General features: G+C 59.1%; 15 protein-coding genes and 1 pseudogene. 8 read left to right on the top strand and 8 right to left on the bottom strand.

Annotated elements, in window-relative coordinates; translation table 11 throughout:
- The 5 genes and pseudogenes from NL64_RS15315 to NL64_RS15295 form a co-directional block, all read left to right on the top strand.
- On the top strand, positions 1 to 939 hold the full coding sequence (locus tag NL64_RS15315) for a hypothetical protein (protein ID WP_034148909.1): 939 nt from the start codon (positions 1 to 3) through the stop codon (positions 937 to 939).
- A gap of 39 nt (positions 940 to 978) precedes the next feature.
- Positions 979 to 2058 (top strand): putative urea ABC transporter substrate-binding protein, encoded by a 1080-nt coding sequence (locus NL64_RS15310; RefSeq protein WP_034148908.1) that lies wholly within the window; start codon positions 979 to 981, stop codon positions 2056 to 2058.
- 136 nt (positions 2059 to 2194) lie between these two features.
- On the top strand, positions 2195 to 3127 hold the full coding sequence (locus NL64_RS15305) for a GlxA family transcriptional regulator (protein WP_034148907.1): 933 nt from the start codon (positions 2195 to 2197) through the stop codon (positions 3125 to 3127).
- Between the two features lie 250 nt (positions 3128 to 3377).
- Entirely contained in the window at positions 3378 to 4352 is a 975-nt protein-coding gene (locus NL64_RS15300; protein WP_034148906.1) for a nitrilase-related carbon-nitrogen hydrolase, read from the top strand.
- A 202-nt stretch (positions 4353 to 4554) separates the two neighbouring features.
- Positions 4555 to 4806, top strand: a pseudogene (locus NL64_RS15295) (Fic family protein); the annotation flags it as partial.
- A gap of 2 nt (positions 4807 to 4808) precedes the next feature.
- On the opposite strand, the gene NL64_RS15290 reads toward NL64_RS15295, so the two are convergent.
- Positions 4809 to 5324 carry an HvfX family Cu-binding RiPP maturation protein gene (locus NL64_RS15290; protein ID WP_034148904.1) on the bottom strand — a complete coding sequence of 172 codons (516 nt, stop codon included), beginning with the start codon at positions 5322 to 5324 and terminating at the stop codon, positions 4809 to 4811.
- Positions 5325 to 5638: 314 nt separating this feature from the next.
- Here NL64_RS15290 and NL64_RS15285 point away from each other — a divergent pair, with 314 nt between their 5' ends.
- On the top strand, positions 5639 to 7141 hold the full coding sequence (locus tag NL64_RS15285) for an aldehyde dehydrogenase family protein (protein ID WP_034148903.1): 1503 nt from the start codon (positions 5639 to 5641) through the stop codon (positions 7139 to 7141).
- Positions 7142 to 7185: 44 nt separating this feature from the next.
- On the opposite strand, the gene NL64_RS15280 is transcribed toward NL64_RS15285, so the two are convergent.
- Positions 7186 to 7845, bottom strand: coding sequence for a carbonic anhydrase (locus NL64_RS15280; RefSeq protein WP_034148902.1), 660 nt, complete (start codon positions 7843 to 7845; stop codon positions 7186 to 7188).
- A gap of 60 nt (positions 7846 to 7905) precedes the next feature.
- A complete protein-coding gene (gene cynS / locus NL64_RS15275; protein WP_034148901.1) occupies positions 7906 to 8373 on the bottom strand; it encodes a cyanase in 468 nt (155 codons plus the stop codon).
- Positions 8374 to 8496: 123 nt separating this feature from the next.
- On the opposite strand from cynS, the gene cynR reads away from it, so the two are divergent.
- Entirely contained in the window at positions 8497 to 9378 is an 882-nt protein-coding gene (gene cynR / locus NL64_RS15270) for a transcriptional regulator CynR (protein ID WP_034148900.1), read from the top strand.
- A gap of 311 nt (positions 9379 to 9689) precedes the next feature.
- Here the strand turns inward: cynR and NL64_RS15265 are convergent, their stop codons facing one another.
- The 3 genes from NL64_RS15265 to NL64_RS15255 all read right to left on the bottom strand — a co-directional run bounded on the left by NL64_RS15265 (position 9690) and on the right by NL64_RS15255 (position 13197).
- Positions 9690 to 10019, bottom strand: coding sequence for a hypothetical protein (locus tag NL64_RS15265; protein WP_034148943.1), 330 nt, complete (start codon positions 10017 to 10019; stop codon positions 9690 to 9692).
- A gap of 564 nt (positions 10020 to 10583) precedes the next feature.
- Positions 10584 to 11093, bottom strand: coding sequence for a GNAT family N-acetyltransferase (locus tag NL64_RS15260; protein WP_034148899.1), 510 nt, complete (start codon positions 11091 to 11093; stop codon positions 10584 to 10586).
- 166 nt (positions 11094 to 11259) lie between these two features.
- On the bottom strand, positions 11260 to 13197 hold the full coding sequence (locus NL64_RS15255; RefSeq protein ID WP_034148898.1) for a DNA topoisomerase III: 1938 nt from the start codon (positions 13195 to 13197) through the stop codon (positions 11260 to 11262).
- 267 nt (positions 13198 to 13464) lie between these two features.
- Between NL64_RS15255 and NL64_RS15250 the strand changes: the two genes are divergently transcribed.
- Positions 13465 to 13833 carry a DUF427 domain-containing protein gene (locus NL64_RS15250; protein WP_034148897.1) on the top strand — a complete coding sequence of 123 codons (369 nt, stop codon included), beginning with the start codon at positions 13465 to 13467 and terminating at the stop codon, positions 13831 to 13833.
- A 55-nt stretch (positions 13834 to 13888) separates the two neighbouring features.
- Here the strand turns inward: NL64_RS15250 and lldD are convergent, their stop codons facing one another.
- Positions 13889 to 15028 (bottom strand): FMN-dependent L-lactate dehydrogenase LldD, encoded by a 1140-nt coding sequence (lldD, locus tag NL64_RS15245; protein WP_034148896.1) that lies wholly within the window; start codon positions 15026 to 15028, stop codon positions 13889 to 13891.
- A gap of 105 nt (positions 15029 to 15133) precedes the next feature.
- A complete protein-coding gene (locus NL64_RS15240) occupies positions 15134 to 16756 on the bottom strand; it encodes an MFS transporter (protein WP_034148895.1) in 1623 nt (540 codons plus the stop codon).
- Between the last annotated feature and the right edge of the window lie 102 nt (positions 16757 to 16858).

Below are 16858 nucleotides of genomic sequence, written 5' to 3'. Positions count from 1 at the left end.
ATGCACCTCAATGAACTTGTCTCGCGTCACCCGCAGCAACCGGAGCAAGGTGTTCCGGACTGGATGCTGGGTTTCTACAAACGCCGGGCAATCAGCTTTGCCGACGGCCTGACCGATACGCAGACCCACGTGTGCTGGTTTCAAAGCCGCAACTTCACCATCGACTTGCGCCTGCCGCTGGAAGAACACCAGGTGCAAGCCAGACCGTTGCTGGCCTACAGCGCTGAAGAGCTGCAACGACTGGCCAACTACGAAGGTTGGGAAGCCTTGTGTTCATGGGAAGGCGAAGTCCTCAGTTGGCACACCGACACGTCCTTGCAGTTGCACAATCGCTGGCCTGAGCCGGGGCTGCTCAAACGTATCGGCAACTGCATGATCGAGTTCGCGCCCAGCGGCGCCTATGTCGAAGACTGGCGCCTGCAATCGTCGGCGCCGGGTGCGTTGATTGGTTTGCGGCTGTTGGAGGAAAAGGAACTCGAGAGCGGCGTCGTGCGCCATCGCGGTGGTGGTCTGATTGTCTGCGGTGAATATGCGGCTCTGGTGCTGGGGCGCGCCCATCCGCTCGAGAGCGGTGTGCCCCTGCGAGAGCGGGTCGCCCAACACGCTGATGATCCGCAATGGCTGCGCCGTGCGTTCAACTTCGAGACTTCGGTGGCTCAGGGCTCGCTCGACGAGGGCTACAAGGTGACGCTCTCCACCTGTGCCGCGCGTGTGGGTCAGCCGCTGATCTCACTGGATGGTTTCGAGCTTCAAGCTGACGGGGTTCACGTCACTCAACGATTGCTCGTCGATGGTCTGGCCTGCGAACGGCTGTTCATCATTGACACGCTGGAGCAGCAAGTCAGCTACGCGCAATCCACCGGATTTACCCGCGACGCCGCGCAGTGGTACGAGCGCGAATCCCCGACGTTGAGCCGCTACACCCAGCCGCTCGTTTGAAATCAATGCGTCACCCCATTCATAACCCGTGAGGTTTCCATGAAGGCATTCTCGTGCGTGTTTTACCGTTTTGCAGCCGTGTTACTGGCGGTTTCCTGTCTCGCTTTCGGTGCTTCGGCGGCTGAGAAGAAACAGGAATTCAAGGTCGCGTGGTCGATCTATTCCGGCTGGATGCCGTGGGGCTACGCCAGCGAACACGGGATCATCGACAAATGGGCAAAGAAGTACGGCATCAAGATCGAATTGGTTCAGCTCAATGACTACATCGAGTCGATCAACCAATACTCCGCGGGCGCATTCGATGCTTGCGGCATGACCAACATGGATGCCCTGACCATTCCAGGCGCCAACGGCGTGGACACCACGGGGCTGATCCTCGGGGATTACTCCAACGGTAACGACGCGATTGTCCTCAAACACGGCAAGACCTTCGCCGACATCAAGGGCCAGCAAGTCAATCTGGTGGAACTGTCGGTCTCCGATTACCTGATGTCCCGGGCGCTGGATATCCACGGCCTGAGCCAGCGCGACATCAAGATCATGAACACTTCGGACGCCGATGCAGTGGCCTCTTTCACCACCCCCGGCGTGACAGCGGCGGCGTTGTGGAATCCACAATTGAGCATGGTGATGAAGCAATCGCCGACGGCGGTTCAGGTCTTCACCTCCAGGGAAATTCCTGGGGAGATCATCGACATGATGGCGGTGAACACCGAGACACTGGCGGCCAACCCGGAACTGGGCAAGGCGTTGGTGGGCGCGTGGTTTGAAACCTTGCAATTGATGTCTGGCGACAACGCACAGGCCATCGCCGCACGCACGTCGATGGCCGAACGTTCGGGCACCGATCTGAAGGGCTACGAGGATCAACTCACCCAAACCATGTTGTTCTATACGCCGACCACTGCTTATGAGTTCGCCAGTTCCGAGGCGATTCGTCACACCATGGACAAGGTCCGCACCTTTTCCTTCGCCAAGGGCTTGCTCGGCCAGGCCGCGACCAGCGCCGATGCGGTGGGCATGCAGTTCGCCGACGGCTCGACCCTGGGCGACAAAAACAACATCAAGTTGCGCTTCGATACGCGGTTCGTGAACATGGCGATGGCGAATCAGCTCTGATTCGAAGGTGGCCATGGGCGGGGCCTCAATGGCCATTGGACGGTTTTTTACAGATGAGAGCCTTGGCAGGCGTAAAGTCCGATCCTGTGGCCGAATAAACGGCCATGCCACCTTTATGGACATCGAGACAAGCGCCATGCAGCACATCGGACTCATCGTTTACCCCGGTTTCCAGGTGTTGGGCCTGGCCATGTGTGCCACGTTCGAACTGACGAACAACGCGCTGGAAGAGCCGCTGTATAGCATTGCCTTGTTGTCCGAGCACGGCGGCATGGTGCAAACCTCTGCCGGTTTTGCCGTGGAAACCACCGCGTTCGACCAGCGTTCGTTCGATACGCTGTTGGTGATGGGCGATAACGTGATTCGTCCAGTATCGACGGGCATGGTCGAATTTTTGCGTCAGGCCAGCCGAACCACCCGTCGCCTCGGTTCGATTTGCACCGGCGCCATTGCCTTGGCCGAGGCCGGTTTGCTGGATGGCCGGCGCGCGACCACTCACTGGTGTCACGCCGCGTCACTGCAGCGGACGTATCCCAGGATCAAGGTCGAAGAGGACCGTATATTCATCAACGATGGCAACATCTGGACCGCTGCGGGCATGAGCGCTTGCGTCGATTTGGCGCTGGCTTTGGTCGAGAAGGATCTGGGCGCCGAGATTGCACGGCGGGTCGCCCGGCAATTGGTGGTGTATCACCGCCGGGCAGGTGGACAGTCGCAGTTTTCGGTGATGCTGGAATTGGAACCCAAGACCGACCGCATCCAGGCGGCGCTGACATACGCCAAGCAAAATCTGAAGTCCGAATTGTCGGTCGAGGAACTGGCGAACGCGGTCCATCTCAGTCCTCGCCAGTTCAGCCGCGTGTTCAATGCCGAAACCGGGCAATCGCCGGCCAAAGCCATCGAAAGCATGCGGGTTGAGTCCGCGCGGTTGATGATGGAATCCGGCCGGCACTCGATAGATGTGGTGGCGACCGAGACCGGGTTTGGTGACAGGGAGCGCATGCGGCGGGCATTCCTCCGTGCCTTCGGCCAGCCACCACAAGTCATCCAGCGGGCCAATCGGGGCTAACTCACATCTTTCAATTCTAAACACCGAACCTGTGGCGAGGGAGCTTGCTCCCGCTGGGCCGCGTAGCGACCCCTCTTCACCCAAAAGAAGGGAACTGCTGCGCAGTCCAGCGGGAGCGAGCTCCCTCGCCACAGATTGTACGTGACATCTTTTTTTGTCCTAAAAGGTGGTACATACGACATTCAGGACTGAATATGATTGCCGTAATCTTGATCTCGTTGAAGCCCATCCTCTCAATGAGATCACCGCCATGACCTTCGTCAAAGCCGCCGCCGTACAAATCAGCCCCGTGCTCTACAGCCGTGAAGGCACCGTCAATAAAGTCGTGGAGAAGATCCTCGAACTCGGCGAGCAGGGCGTGCAGTTCGCCGTGTTCCCGGAAACCATCGTGCCGTACTACCCGTATTTCTCGTTCGTCCAGTCGCCGTTCGCCATGGGCGCGGAGCACTACAAGTTGCTGGATCAGGCCGTCACCGTGCCGTCGGCAGCGACTGACGCTATTGGCGCCGCCGCCAGAGAGGCGGGCATGGTCGTCTCCATCGGCGTCAACGAACGTGACGCTGGCACTTTATACAACACGCAACTGCTATTTGATGCCGACGGCACGCTGATCCAGAGCCGCCGCAAGATTTCCCCGACCTATCACGAACGCATGATCTGGGGCATGGGCGACGGTTCCGGCCTGCGCGCCGTCGACAGCGCGGTAGGGCGCATCGGCCAACTGGCCTGCTGGGAACACTACAATCCGCTAGCCCGATATGCGTTGATGGCCGACGGCGAACAGATCCACGCCTCGATGTACCCCGGCTCGTTTGCCGGTCCGCTGTTCACCTCGCAAATGGAAGTCAGCATCCGCCAGCACGCGTTGGAAGCGGCCTGCTTCGTGGTCAACTCCACCGCCTGGCTCAACCCTGAGCAACAAGCGCAGATCATGGCCGACACCGGTTGCCCGATCGGGCCGATTTCCGGCGGTTGCTACACCGCGATCATCAGCCCCGACGGCGTGGTGCTGGGGGCGTTGACCGAAGGCGAGGGCGAGGTGATTGTCGACCTCGACATGTGCCTGATCGACAAGCGCAAACGCATGATGGATTCGCGTGGGCATTACAGTCGTCCGGAACTGCTGAGCCTGCTGATCGACCGCACCCCGCATGCCCATGTGCATGAACGCAGTACGCATCCGAAACTGGTCGGGATCGAGGCAGTGGAAGAAGAGATTCGATAATTTTCAGGCGCGATAACGTCTATCTTGAATCCTGTTATCGTTTTTTTCTCAAAAGCCGGATTCGTTATCAAATTTCCTCGATCATTAGTCTTTTTCCATCAACGGAAATTAGCGTTTCACCATACAATCTCTGTTCTGTTAGCGTTTTTCTTGTCTTCGTAAAGGATTTCGTGCCGCGGTCTTGGCATTTGGTTTCGTGTACGTGGTCGAGCACACGATACGCAAGGAAATGGCGGATGAAGCCAGAGTATTGGTGATTTTTCAGCGAGCTCAGGAGCAACTCAAAGAGGTGCTGGAAATGCCAGACCAGGATGCGAACCGCATCATCCGTTCTATCAAGGAGAACGGATGGGCAGTGTCCGGCAAGTTAAAGAAAGCTTACCCGCAACTTGATGAAGAACGCATGGCGGACCGTGTCGTGGATGCCGTGCGCTCCGCGTTTGAGGGGACTTAGTATCAGTGTTGATTGCGCTTCCAGAAAAATCGGGCCAGCAACGCATCGAGGCTGAACTTGCCAGGGCCGGAAAGCACCAGCGGTACGAGGGCGGCGAGGTAAATCAGTGGCAGCTTGAAGTTGCCGAAACCTTTGTTGCTGATGGAGTAACCCTGGGCCAGTTCGCTCAAGGTCGACCAGTCGGCTGGCCAGTGCACCGCGGCGGTCGCGACGATGGTGACCACGATCAGGCTGATCGCCGAGAACCGAGTAGCCAGGCCGACCAGCAGGGCGAGGGCACAGATCAGCTCCACCCACATCGACAGTTCCCAGTTCAGCGTGGCCGGAAGGTGGTTGAACGGAAACAGAAAACGGTCCTGAATGTCGGCGAACCAGTTTTCGCCATTGAATTTCTCCAGGCCTGACTCGAAGAACTCCCAGGCGAGAAACACCCGCAAAGTCAGTGGCGCGATCCAGCTACCGGCACGGTCAAGGTTCAGGTGCAGGCTTTTGACGGCCGATGAAATCGAGGTGCTCATGGTTGATCTCCTTCAAGTCAGGGATGTCGGGCGGCGGTGTGCCCGTTGAGACGTATTTCATCAACCGGGTGTATCTGCGGTGTGTCGTTTGTGGCGGGTTTTAAGTGCGGGGTGTGTCGAGGGCGGGGCTGTACACACTTTGATACGTAGCAATCACCAGCCACCGCATATCCCTTTAGGAGCAAGCTTGCTCGCGATGAGGCCAGGCCAGTCGAAATCAATGTGCCTGTCTGTCCGCTATCGCGAGCAGGCTCGCCCCCACAGGTGTTTTGCTATACATTTTCCGCCCGCCCATTGCATGGTGATACCGCTTCATGTCTCTTGCGCTCGAACGTCTAGTCGCTGGCACGCCGATCCCTTTCGCTGGCAATCGTGTCACTGTGGTAAGCCCCGAACTGGCGGCACGCTTCCAGCCCGGTGACCACTTGTTGGTGGAACAGGTAAGCGGCGAGTTGTTGCTGATTCCGGTGGCTGACCAGCAAGCGGCTGCCGTCGCGATCGAGCGTGCCGAAGCGGCGTTTAAGGCGATGTCGAAGGTGTCGGATCAGGCCATCAGCGCCTTTTTCGATTTGTTCGCGCAACGCCTGGAGACGGCTGAATGCTGGGCCTTGATCGAGGCCGCGAACCTGGCCGACATCGAACGGGCCAAGGCACGCGGGCGTTCGACCACGCGTTTGCTGGCGGATGAACGCATGCGCCGCGACATGATCGCCGGTCTGCGCGCCTGGCGCGATGCGTCGGCCACCCGTGGCAAAGTGATCAGTTGCGTCGAGCACGACGGCTGGAAAGTGGAGCAAGTGGTCTCACCGCTGGGCATTGTCGCGTTCGTCTTCGAGGGTCGCCCGAATGTCTTCGCCGATGCCGCTGGCGTACTGCGCACCGGTAACACCGCAGTGCTGCGCATTGGCAGCGATGCGTTGGGCACGGCTCAAGCTATCGTCACTCACGCATTGAACCCGGCACTGAACGACGCCGGGTTGCCGACCGGCGCGGTGTCGCTCGTGGAAAGCGTCAATCACGCCGCTGGTTGGGCGATGTTCGCCGACCGTCGTCTGTCGCTGGCCGTGGCGCGTGGTTCGGGCCGTGCCGTCAGTCAACTGGGCAGCATCGCGCAGCAGGCCGGCACCGCCGTCAGCCTGCACGGCACGGGCGGCGCCTGGTTGATCGCCGACACTGGCGCCGATGCGACGCGCTTTGCCGCCGTGGTGCGCAACTCCCTCGACCGCAAGGTCTGCAACACCCTCAACGTCTGCCTGATCCAGCGCGACCGCGCCGCCGAACTGGTGCCGCTGTTTCTCGACGCACTGCAACAGGCTGGCAAGGCACGCGGTCAAGGCTGCAAGTTGCATATCGTAGAAGGCAGCGAATCGTTCCTGCCGGCAGATTGGCGAACCGCCAGCGTGGAGGTTTATCGCGCCGAAGGCTACCGCACCGAAGCACTGGCCGAGGCGTTGCCGGAAGATCAATTGGGCCGCGAATGGGAGTGGGAAGAAACCCCGGAAGTCAGCCTGAAGATCGTCGACGACCTGGACAACGCCATCGCCTTGTTCAATCGCTACAGCCCGCAGTTCACCGTGTCCCTCCTCAGTGAAGACGCAGCGACGCAGGAGCGTTTCTACAACGCGGTTAACGCACCTTTTGTTGGCAACGGGATCACCCGTTGGGTCGATGGTCAGTACGCGCTCAACAAGCCGGAACTGGGCCTGTCGAACTGGGAGAGTGGTCGCTTGTTTGCGCGCAGTGCGATTCTTTCGGGCGATGGCGTGTTCACCATTCGCAGTCGCATGACCCAGATCGATCTGGGCGTTAAGCGCTAAAAAAACCACAGCGACCGCTGCAATGGCGGTCGCTGTGACGCTGATCACGCAGCCTCAACCACTCTGCCATAGACGGCGCAGGTGCCTGGGTGCTCGGCCAGCGACACAAACGTACGGCTGCCAGCATCCAGCGCATCGATCGAGCCGGTTTCAATGTCGTACACCCACCCATGCAGGTTCAACAGGCCTTTCTCCTGGGCCAGACGCACGCTCGGGTGGGTCTGGATGTTCGCCAGTTGCGCGATGACATTCTCACGCACCATCGAACTGACCTTTGCCGCTTCATCTGCGTGAGGCCGCGATTCGTTGATGACTTTTGCCGACTCCGCGTGTTGCAACCAGCCGCTGACAGCGGGCAGGTGATCCATACATTTGCACTTGGCAACTGCCGTCATCGCGCCGCAGTCGGAATGGCCGCAGATCACAATGTCAGTCACGCCCAACACCGCGACGGCGTATTCCACCGTGGCCGACACACCGCCGGGATGGGGGCTGTAGGAGGGCACGATGTTACCGGCGTTACGGATCACGAACAGCTCACCGGGTTCTTGTTGGGTCAACAGTTCGGGCACTACACGGCTGTCGGAACAGGTGATGAACAAAGTGCCCGGGTGCTGCGTGGTGGCCAGGTGTTTGAACAGATCGGTGCGTTGTGGAAAGACGTCTTTCTGGAATTTCAAAAAACCGTCGATGAGCGCTTGCATGGTGGCGTCCTCATGGGTGAATCGGGTGTGGCCCGCAGCAAAGCGCGGGCCGGTATCAACTTAGAAAGGACGCAGCGGCAGGAACTTGCCATCAAGGGTGATCACGGCGCGGGAGCCGCCTTCCGGGTCTTCGACTTTCTTCAGGTCGAGCTTGAAGTTGATCGCGCTGATGATGCCGTCGCCGAACTGCTCATGGACCAGCGCCTTCAACGTGGTGCCATAGATCTGGATCATTTCGTAGAAGCGGTAGATGGTCGGGTCAGTCGGAACACCCGTGAGGCTGCCGCGCAACGGGATGATCTGCAGACGGGCGACCGCGTCGGCGTCCAGCTCCAGTTTTTCGCCGATCACTTTGGCGGCGCTTTCCGGCAACGGGTGCTGGCCGAGCAGGGCGGCGGTGACGTAAGCCAGGCCAAGGCCGGTGCCGTCAGTCAGATCCTGCCAGGACAGGTTCTTGCGCGCCTTGGCGTCGAGGATTTCGGTGGTCAGGGCCAGGCTTGGATCGTTGTAGGCGTGGGACTGTTGCATGGTGTATCTCCTGTCGCAGTGGGGAGGTGCTTGGGTGTGAAGCCATCCTCTGCCGATCCATCCATAGCGTCCAAGACCGATATACAATGCAACGCATAAGCACAGCCTATAGAGGGTGATCCCATGTTGTTGCGTCATCTGCGTTACTTGCTGGCCGTCGCCGACCATGGCGGCTTCACCCGGGCCGCCGAAGCACTGCACGTTTCCCAGCCGACCCTGTCGCAACAGATCCGCCAACTCGAAGAAACCCTCGGCGTCAGCCTGTTCGACCGGACCTCGCGCACCGTCAAGCCCACCGATGCGGGAGAGGCCTACATCGAGTGCGCCCGGCGGGTGCTGGTGGAACTGGAGGCGGGCAAGCGGGCGCTGCATGACGTCAAGGATTTGTCCCGCGGCACCTTGCGCCTGGCCATGACACCGACCTTCATGGCGTATCTGGTCGGGCCGTTGGTACGCGATTACGTGGTGCGATACCCGAACATCCATCTGGAGATTTTCGAATTGTCGATGGCCGATATCGAAGCGGGGTTGGCGGATGATTCGCTGGATATCGCGATTGCCTTTGACCAGGTGAGAAATGCCGACATCGAGTCGATCCCGGCATTTACCGAGACGTTGGGGTTGATGGTGGGCCGGGCTCATCCGCTGTATGAGCGTCAGGCGGTGTTGTCCGCTGAAGACGTCGCGCAATTGCAGTTTGCGCTGCTGACCCCGGACTTCATTACCCGCACCTGTATCGATGAGTATTTCATGAAGGAGCAGATCACGCCGAAGGTGGCCATTGAGGTCAATTCAGTCAATACGTTGCTGGAGGTCATTCAACACACAGCCATTGCCACGATCCTCCCGGAGCCCATCGCCAGCGCAGAGCGTGCATTGAGCAGGATTCCATTGATGGGCGAGGGGCCGAAGCGCGGGGCTGCGTTGCTTCGGCGTAAGAACAACTATCACAGTGCGGCGGCGTTGGCATTTTTGGAGTTGGTGTTGGGTGCTGCGACGTTTTGACCACCACCATTCCCTGTAGGTGCCGGCTTGCTGGCGATGAGGCCATCACATCCAACATCCCTGGCGACTGACACGCCGCTATCGCGAGCAAGCTTGCTCCTACAGTGGATCGTGTCGTGTCTTGTGGCCAACCCAATCCCCTTGTAGGAGCCGGCTTGCTGGCGAGGAGGCCATCACATCCAACATCCCTGGCGACTGACACAGCGCTATCGCGAGCAAGGGGATATGGTAAATCGGAGGCAATAAAAAGGGCCTGCTCTTATTGAGAGCGGGCCCTTTTCTTTTAATGAGTGATTAATCACTCACTTCAATTAGTAGAACCGATCAATCACCCGAACTTCGTTCTGGTTCTGCATTGATGCCCACGCTTGTTTCAGTGTTTGCAGAACATTACCGATGAAGTCCTTGTCGGCCGCGGCTTTCTTGCCGACGTAGCCCTGGCCGCGACGGTACATCTTCAGTCGGGCGAGCAGATTCTGGTTGTTCTGGTCAAATTCGGCTTCATGGGCATGTGGCGACAGGCAGTCGATATGAACCTGGCCCGACTTGCTGATCCACAGAATATGGCTGTCGTGGCTGTCTTTTTGCGCAGCGAACATACGAGCCAGTTCTTCGATAGTTGGTTGATTGTTCAGATTCATCATAAAAACCCCTTGACCATTTGGTGATCTTTCAAAGTTGAGTCGCTAATACAAGTAGCCCACCGGTTAGTTGATCCCTGGCACCGTAACCAGGACGTCAGCAGTCGTCCGTCAAAGTCGACGGGGTCCCGCGTCTGTTGCATGTAGTCGTGTTGAATAACTGCTACGCAATAGCGTCACAACGAAGAGAAGCGGCGATAACCTTCAGGCCACTGCCGACGCTTTCAGGGTCGGCCACAAGCTTCTTGAGGATGGATCGCCAGCGCTTCTCGCCCTTGTACTGGACGTTCAGGCCAGGTCAGCTTCTTCAATCTGCCTTGTGGGCAGCGTGTATCCGGAAATAACAGCTCGGCGGTCAGACGAGCTTGCTCAAACGTGTTGCCTGTACTCCCGATCGGGGAGACGTCTGCATCATGCAAGGGCAAATCGGAGTCGTCAACGGTTTTGTAGTGAATATTTTTATGCACTACATATTGTCTGACAAAGTCGTTTTGGAATTAACAGGGGGAGGTCGAAGGGCGGCGGGGCGGGTGACAACGCAAAGATCGCAGCCTTCGGCAGCGCCTACAGGATTGGGGTAGGCTGCGTTGTTTCAAAGCGGTAGAGCGTGCACCGATAGCCGCCAATCGACTGGCTATGCAGGCTAAAGTCGCCATTCGTCAGAGCAGGCATGACGGCGATCCAGAACAGCCGCGCTGGCTCGTTCGCCTCAATGTGGAGAATCTGCCATTGACCGGGGAACCGGCTCAAGAGGGTGGAAACGACAAACTTCGCGACACCCCGGCCACGGAAGCGTCGGCTGACGAACAGGTAGCCGATGTTGTGTTCAGCGCCGCGCAGATGGGTTTCGTCATCCACGGTCACGAAACCGGCCAGTTCGCCGTCGACCTTAATCAGAAACGGCCGGGTTGAGGGTTTTTGCCAATAGTCGGGCAGGGGCAGGAGGTTGAAAAAACCGTGTTCACCGAGTTCCAGCGGCAACCATTCGCTGAAGTCGTAGGTGTAGAACTGCATCAGGTTTTCGATGGTTTCCAGTTCGTCGCGCTGGGCTGCGTGCAGTTCTATCGTGGGCATAACTGACGACTCCAGATATCAGTCAGTCAAGGATAGTTTGTACGACGATGGACTTGTGGGGATTGATTTGTGGCGAGGGAGCTTGCTCCCGCCGGGGTGCGTAGCGCCCCCAAAAAAGAGGGCCTGCTGCGCAGTCCAGCGGGAGCAAGCTCCCTCGCCACAGGGTTCAGGCCTTGACCGTGCGTTTGTTGCCACTCGATGGTTTGCGCTTGGCCGGCTTGCGCTTGTTTTTCCAAGGTGCTGCGCCACGCCCGGCAGGATTTGCCGGGCCGCTGATGGTCAGGCTCAGGCCGGCACAACGGGCGACTTGTTTGCTCATCCATGCCGCTTGTTTGGTGACGAATTCTTCAAGGCTCATTTCCCCGCTCTGCACCATATCCAGCGCCTGCTCCCAGATGGCCGTGGTGCCCGGATCGGCAATCGCACGCGGAACCGCATCGATCAGGCTGAACGCCGCGGGAGTTGCGGCCAGGGCTTTACCGTTCTTGATCAGATAACCGCGATCGAGCAGGCCTTGGATGATGGAAGCGCGGGTCGCTTCGGTGCCGATACCGGTGGTGTCCTTGAGCTTTTGCTTGAGCAGAGGGTCTTCCACCAGTTTGGCGACGTTCTTCATCGCCTTGATCAGGTCACCTTCGGTGAACGGTTTGGGCGGTTGCGTCCAAAGATCCTTGAGTTGCACGTTGGCCACCGCGCACTCAATCCCTTCTCGAAGGTTCGGCAGGGTTTGCGGCGCCGGTGCTTCGCGACCCTTCGCCGGAGCCAGCGCTTCGGGCAGGGCGCGCTTCCAGCCAGGTTCGACGATCTGTTTGCCGACCGCGCGCAGCGCTTCACCGGCGCAGTCGAAGTCAGCCTGGGTACGATCGTATTCATGATTGGGCAGGAATTGCGCGAGATACCGTGCCCGGATCAGCGTATAGACCGCGCGGTGCTTGCCGGTCAGGCGTTCGAGGTTCTTCGCCGCCGCGGTAGGGATGATGCCGTGGTGCGCGCTGACCTTGGCATCGTTCCAGGCCCTGGAACGCCGTTGGGGTTCAAGATGATCGTGCAAGGCGTTCAGTGCCGGATCGGCCTGACGCAACGCCGCCAGAATGCCCGGCGCTTCGCTGTGCTGGCTGACGGGCAGAAAGCCGCAATCGCTGCGCGGGTAGGTGATGACTTTGTGGGTTTCGTAGAGCGCCTGGGCGATGTCGAGGGTTTCCTGGGCGCCGAGGCCGAGCTTCTTCGAGCAGACTTCTTGCAAAGTACCAAGATCAAAGGGCAGCGGTGCTACTTCGCGCATGCGCTCGGTGCGCAGCTTGATCACCCTGGCACTCTCCGCACCCATCATCGCCGCAGCGGCTTGTTGCGCCAACGCTTGATTCAGGCAGCGATCCTGATCGTCGCAAACCTCGGAAGCCGCCCGCCATTGGGCGGTGAACGCGGTTCCGTCGTGCAGCAGTTGTACATCAATGGCCCAGTAGGCGACCGGTACGAAGTCGGCAATGCTGCGATCGCGGTCCACCACCAGACGCAGCGTCGGCGTTTGCACCCGGCCCACCGGCAACACGCCCTGATACCCGGATTGGCGCCCTAGTAAGGTGAACAAACGACTCATGTTCATGCCGATCAGCCAGTCGGCCCGGGAGCGGCCCAGCGCAGAATGATAGAGGCTGAAGGTCTCGGCTCCCGGTTTGAGCGCGGCGAGGGCTTTGCGGATTGAGGCATCGTCCAGTGCCGACAGCCAAAGCCGTTGGATCGGCCCTCGATAGCGACAATGCTCTACCAGTTCCCGCGCGATCATCTCGCCCTCACGGTCGGCGTCCGTGGCGATGATCAATTCAGAGGCTTCACCGAGCAGGCGCTTGACCGCTTTGTACTGGCTGGCCGTGCGCGGTTTGACGGTCATTTTCCATTTGTCCGGAATGATCGGCAGGTCCGCCAGCACCCAACGCTTGTAACGCGCGTCATAGGCATCCGGCGGTGCGGTTTCCAGCAGATGGCCGATGCACCAGGTCACTGTGACGTCCGTTCCCAGCCAGCAGCCATCGCCACGGCGTTTGGCGCCGAGCACGGCGGCAATGTCTTTGGCCTGGGAAGGTTTTTCACAGAGGTACAGCCGCATAACCACCATCGTCGATCAGTGTCCGGGGAGGTGCACAGAATGGCGGTTGATGCGCGCGGGGGCAATCTTTATCTGTATGGATGTACAGCTTTGTGTTTCTGGCGTCCGTTCGGCTGCGCAGCGGTCATGAATGCCAAACATGGGTTATACCTGTTTGATCGCAAACTCCGTTATCGGGGCCGCTGCGCAGCCCAGCGGGAGCAAGCTCCCTCGCCACAGGAAAACGGGGCTCCCACAGGTTCATTACCGTCATGAGGAACGTCTTCCATGAAAAGCACCGGTCCTAGTCCTGTCATCACCATTGCCGAGCAGCCTGGCTGCCTGCTGGTTAAATTCCATGAGATGCAGGTAGCGGCGACCTCACGGGCGCTGGTTCTGTTGGAAGCCAACTATCCACCGGTCTATTACATCCCGCGCGAGGACATCGACGAAAAATACTTTGCTCGCACCGATCACACCAGTTATTGCCCCTACAAGGGAGATGCGAGTTACTTCAGCCTGCAAATCCCCGGGCACGAAGGCGCCAACGCGGTATGGAGTTATGAAGATCCGAAAATTTCAGTGGATCAGATACGCGGTTACATGGCGTTCTATCCTGATCAGGTCAAGTTTGAGTTACTCGACGCTGAAGTCTGAAATGCACACCTGAAACAGCCCCATTCACTCGTGTGCGTGGGGTTTTTTCATGGGATCAGTGCGCAGGCACCAGTGTCGATTCATCGATCTGGTCAATGGACGTCACTCCGGTCAAGGTCATGGCAACGCGCATTTCCTTGGCGAATATATCCAGCATGTTTTCCACCCCGCGTTGGCCATCGGCGGCCAAGGCATAGGCCATTGAACGCCCCAGCAACACGCCTTTCGCCCCCAGTGCCAGCATCCGTACAACGTCCAGCCCCGAGCGGATGCCCGAATCGACCAGCACCGTCAGGTCATCACCGATGGCTTGCTTGATCGGCGGCAATGCCTTGGTAGTGGATAGCACGCCGTCCAGTTGCCGGCCGCCGTGGTTCGACACGACAATGCCATCGGCGCCGAAAGTCACTGCGTCCTTGGCATCCTGGGGATCGAGAATGCCTTTTATGATCATCGGGCCTTGCCAGAAGTCACGTATCCACTCCAGATCGCTCCAGCTGATCGACGGATCGAAGTTGTTGGCCAGCCAGCCCATGTAGTCTTCGAGCGTGACGGCTTTGCCGAGGTACTTCGAGATGTTCCCCAGATCATGCGGCCGCCCCATGAGGCCGACGTTGAAGGCCCAGTCGGGTTTGGTCATGGCCTGCAGCATTCGTCGCGATGACGCGAAAGGACCGGACATCCCCGAATGTGCGTCGCGGTAGCGGGCACCGGGCGTGGGCATGTCCACGGTAAACACCAGATTCTTCACCCCGGCGGCCTTCGCGCGCTCCAGGGCATTTTTCATGAAGCCGCGGTCTTTCAACACATACAGCTGGAACCAGATGGGTTGCTGGCTCTGGGCGACGACTTCTTCGATCGAACACACCGATACCGTTGAAAGACACAGGGGAATGCCTTTGTTTTGCGCTGCTCTTACAGCCTGCACTTCACCCCGGCGAGCGAACATGCCCGTCAAACCGACCGGCGCGAGAATGATCGGCATTGCAAGGGGTTGATTGAAAAGGCTGGTTTCGAGGCTCAGGGTCTCGACGTTTTTCAGAATTCGCTGACGCAGGCTGATGCCCGTCAGGTCGGCGCTGTTGGCGCGCAGTGTGTGCTCTGCATAAGCGCCGCCATCGATGTAATCGAACAGAAAGCGCGGGAGCTTGCGACGGGCCGCCTCGCGATAGTCGGATGCAGAAGAAATGATCATGCGGTTGCCTCGGTCGGATGATTGGCGGGGCTGTGTGCTGTCGAGTCTAGGGTCAGATTAACGAAAACGCCCCACATTTGCGGGGCGTTTTTTTTGCGTCGGCTGTCAGTTTTTGTCGAGGTCGACGTTGCGGGTTTCACGCAGGCAGATCATCCCCACCACCAGGCTCACCCCGGTGATCAGCACCGGATACCAGAGCCCGTAGAAAATGTCGCCGGTGTACACCACCAGCGCAAACGACACCGTTGGCAGGAAGCCGCCGAACCAGCCGTTGCCGATGTGATAGGGCAGGGACATCGAGGTGTAGCGGATGCGGGTCGGGAACAGTTCGACCATCAGCGCCGCCAGCGGGCCGTAGCACATGGCGGAGATGATGATCAGCGCGACAATCAGCGCCACGATCATTGGTTTGTTGATCTGCTGCATGTCGGCCTGTTGCGGGTAACCGGCGAGGGTCACTGCGCCACGCAGGGCGGCTTCGTCGAAACCGTCGATCTTCACGTCGCCGACGCTCACTTGCACGCCGCTGCCGGCCGGTGCCACAGCGCTTTGGTAGGGCAGACCCTGTTTGACCAGGAAGGTTTTGACCTTGTCGCATGGGCTATCAAATTTCGCCTTGCCCACGGGATCGAACTGGAAGGTGCAGGTCGCCGGGTCGGCCAGCACGGTGATCGGTGCCTGGCGGCTGGCCTGGTCGATGGCCGGGTTGGCGTAGTGGGCCAGGGTCTTGAAGATCGGGAAATACAGCGCGGTGGCCAATAGCAGGCCGAGCATCAGAATCGGTTTACGCCCGACCTTGTCCGACAGCCAGCCGAAGAAAATGAAGAACGGCGCGCCAATGGTCACGCTGACAATGAGCAAGCCGTTGGCCACGGCCGGGTCCATTTTCAGGAACTGGGTGAGGAAGAACAGGACGTAGAACTGCGCCGCATAGAAGGTTACGGCTTGCCCGGCGTTGATGCTGAACAGGGCGATCAGCACGACTTTGAGGTTTTCCCATTTGCCGAAGGAATCACGGATCGGCGACTTGCAGAGCTTGCCTTCCTCTTTCATTTTCACGAACGCAGGCGACTCGTGCAGGCTCAGGCGAATCCACGTCGAGATGCCCAGCAGAATGATCGAGAACAGGAACGGAATGCGCCAGCCCCAGACTTCGAACTGGTCGCCGGTGAAGTAGCGGCAACCGAGCACCACCAGCAGCGACAGCAACAGGCCGAGGGTGGCAGTGGACTGAATCCAGCTGGTGTGGAAACCGCGTTTGCCGATAGGCGCGTGTTCCGCCACATAAGTCGCGGCGCCGCCATATTCGCCGCCCAGGGCCAGGCCCTGAAGCATGCGTAGCACCACGAGAATGATCGGTGCGGCGATGCCGATGCTGGCGTAGGTCGGTAACAAGCCGACGCAGAAGGTCGCCAGGCCCATCAGGATAATGGTGGCGAGGAAGGTGTATTTACGCCCGATCATGTCCCCCAACCGACCGAACACCAAGGCGCCGAACGGCCTGACAATGAACCCGGCGGCAAAAGCCATCAGGGCGAAGATAAACGCGGTGGTGTCGTTGACCCCGGCAAAAAACTGCTTGCTGATCACCGCCGCGAGGGCGCCGTAGAGGAAAAAGTCATACCACTCGAAGACCGTCCCGAGGGACGAGGCGAAGATGACTTTCTGGGTTTCCTGGCTGGTGCCCGCGCTGCGCACGGCTTCCAGGGGCTGAACATGTTCTGACATATCGGTATCCCTCACAGTGATTGTTTTTGTTGTTCCACTGTCGGCGCCGGCCTTGTGGGCTGGCGTCGCGTTTATCCATAAATCGGGTGTACGTCGGTCTTC

This window comes from Pseudomonas fluorescens (assembly GCF_000802965.1).
Taxonomy (GTDB): Bacteria; Pseudomonadota; Gammaproteobacteria; order Pseudomonadales; family Pseudomonadaceae; genus Aquipseudomonas; species Aquipseudomonas fluorescens_A.
Note: the sequence above shows the minus strand (reverse complement) of the source record. Positions and strands in the feature narration are given on the sequence as shown.

Excerpts from the sequence above, each read along its gene's own strand:
- NL64_RS15315 (WP_034148909.1), top strand. The coding sequence starts at position 1 with ATGCACCTCAATGAACTTGTCTCGCGTCACCCGCAGCAACCGGAGCAA.
- NL64_RS15280 (WP_034148902.1), bottom strand. The coding sequence starts at position 7,845 with ATGCAAGCGCTCATCGACGGTTTTTTGAAATTCCAGAAAGACGTCTTT.
- NL64_RS15255 (WP_034148898.1), bottom strand. The coding sequence starts at position 13,197 with ATGCGGCTGTACCTCTGTGAAAAACCTTCCCAGGCCAAAGACATTGCC.
- NL64_RS15305 (WP_034148907.1), top strand. The coding sequence starts at position 2,195 with ATGCAGCACATCGGACTCATCGTTTACCCCGGTTTCCAGGTGTTGGGC.
- NL64_RS15240 (WP_034148895.1), bottom strand. The coding sequence starts at position 16,756 with ATGTCAGAACATGTTCAGCCCCTGGAAGCCGTGCGCAGCGCGGGCACC.
- cynS (WP_034148901.1), bottom strand. The coding sequence starts at position 8,373 with ATGCAACAGTCCCACGCCTACAACGATCCAAGCCTGGCCCTGACCACC.
- NL64_RS15290 (WP_034148904.1), bottom strand. The coding sequence starts at position 5,324 with ATGAGCACCTCGATTTCATCGGCCGTCAAAAGCCTGCACCTGAACCTT.
- NL64_RS15300 (WP_034148906.1), top strand. The coding sequence starts at position 3,378 with ATGACCTTCGTCAAAGCCGCCGCCGTACAAATCAGCCCCGTGCTCTAC.
- cynR (WP_034148900.1), top strand. The coding sequence starts at position 8,497 with ATGTTGTTGCGTCATCTGCGTTACTTGCTGGCCGTCGCCGACCATGGC.
- NL64_RS15310 (WP_034148908.1), top strand. The coding sequence starts at position 979 with ATGAAGGCATTCTCGTGCGTGTTTTACCGTTTTGCAGCCGTGTTACTG.
- lldD (WP_034148896.1), bottom strand. The coding sequence starts at position 15,028 with ATGATCATTTCTTCTGCATCCGACTATCGCGAGGCGGCCCGTCGCAAG.
- NL64_RS15250 (WP_034148897.1), top strand. The coding sequence starts at position 13,465 with ATGAAAAGCACCGGTCCTAGTCCTGTCATCACCATTGCCGAGCAGCCT.
- NL64_RS15285 (WP_034148903.1), top strand. The coding sequence starts at position 5,639 with ATGTCTCTTGCGCTCGAACGTCTAGTCGCTGGCACGCCGATCCCTTTC.
- NL64_RS15260 (WP_034148899.1), bottom strand. The coding sequence starts at position 11,093 with ATGCCCACGATAGAACTGCACGCAGCCCAGCGCGACGAACTGGAAACC.
- NL64_RS15265 (WP_034148943.1), bottom strand. The coding sequence starts at position 10,019 with ATGAATCTGAACAATCAACCAACTATCGAAGAACTGGCTCGTATGTTC.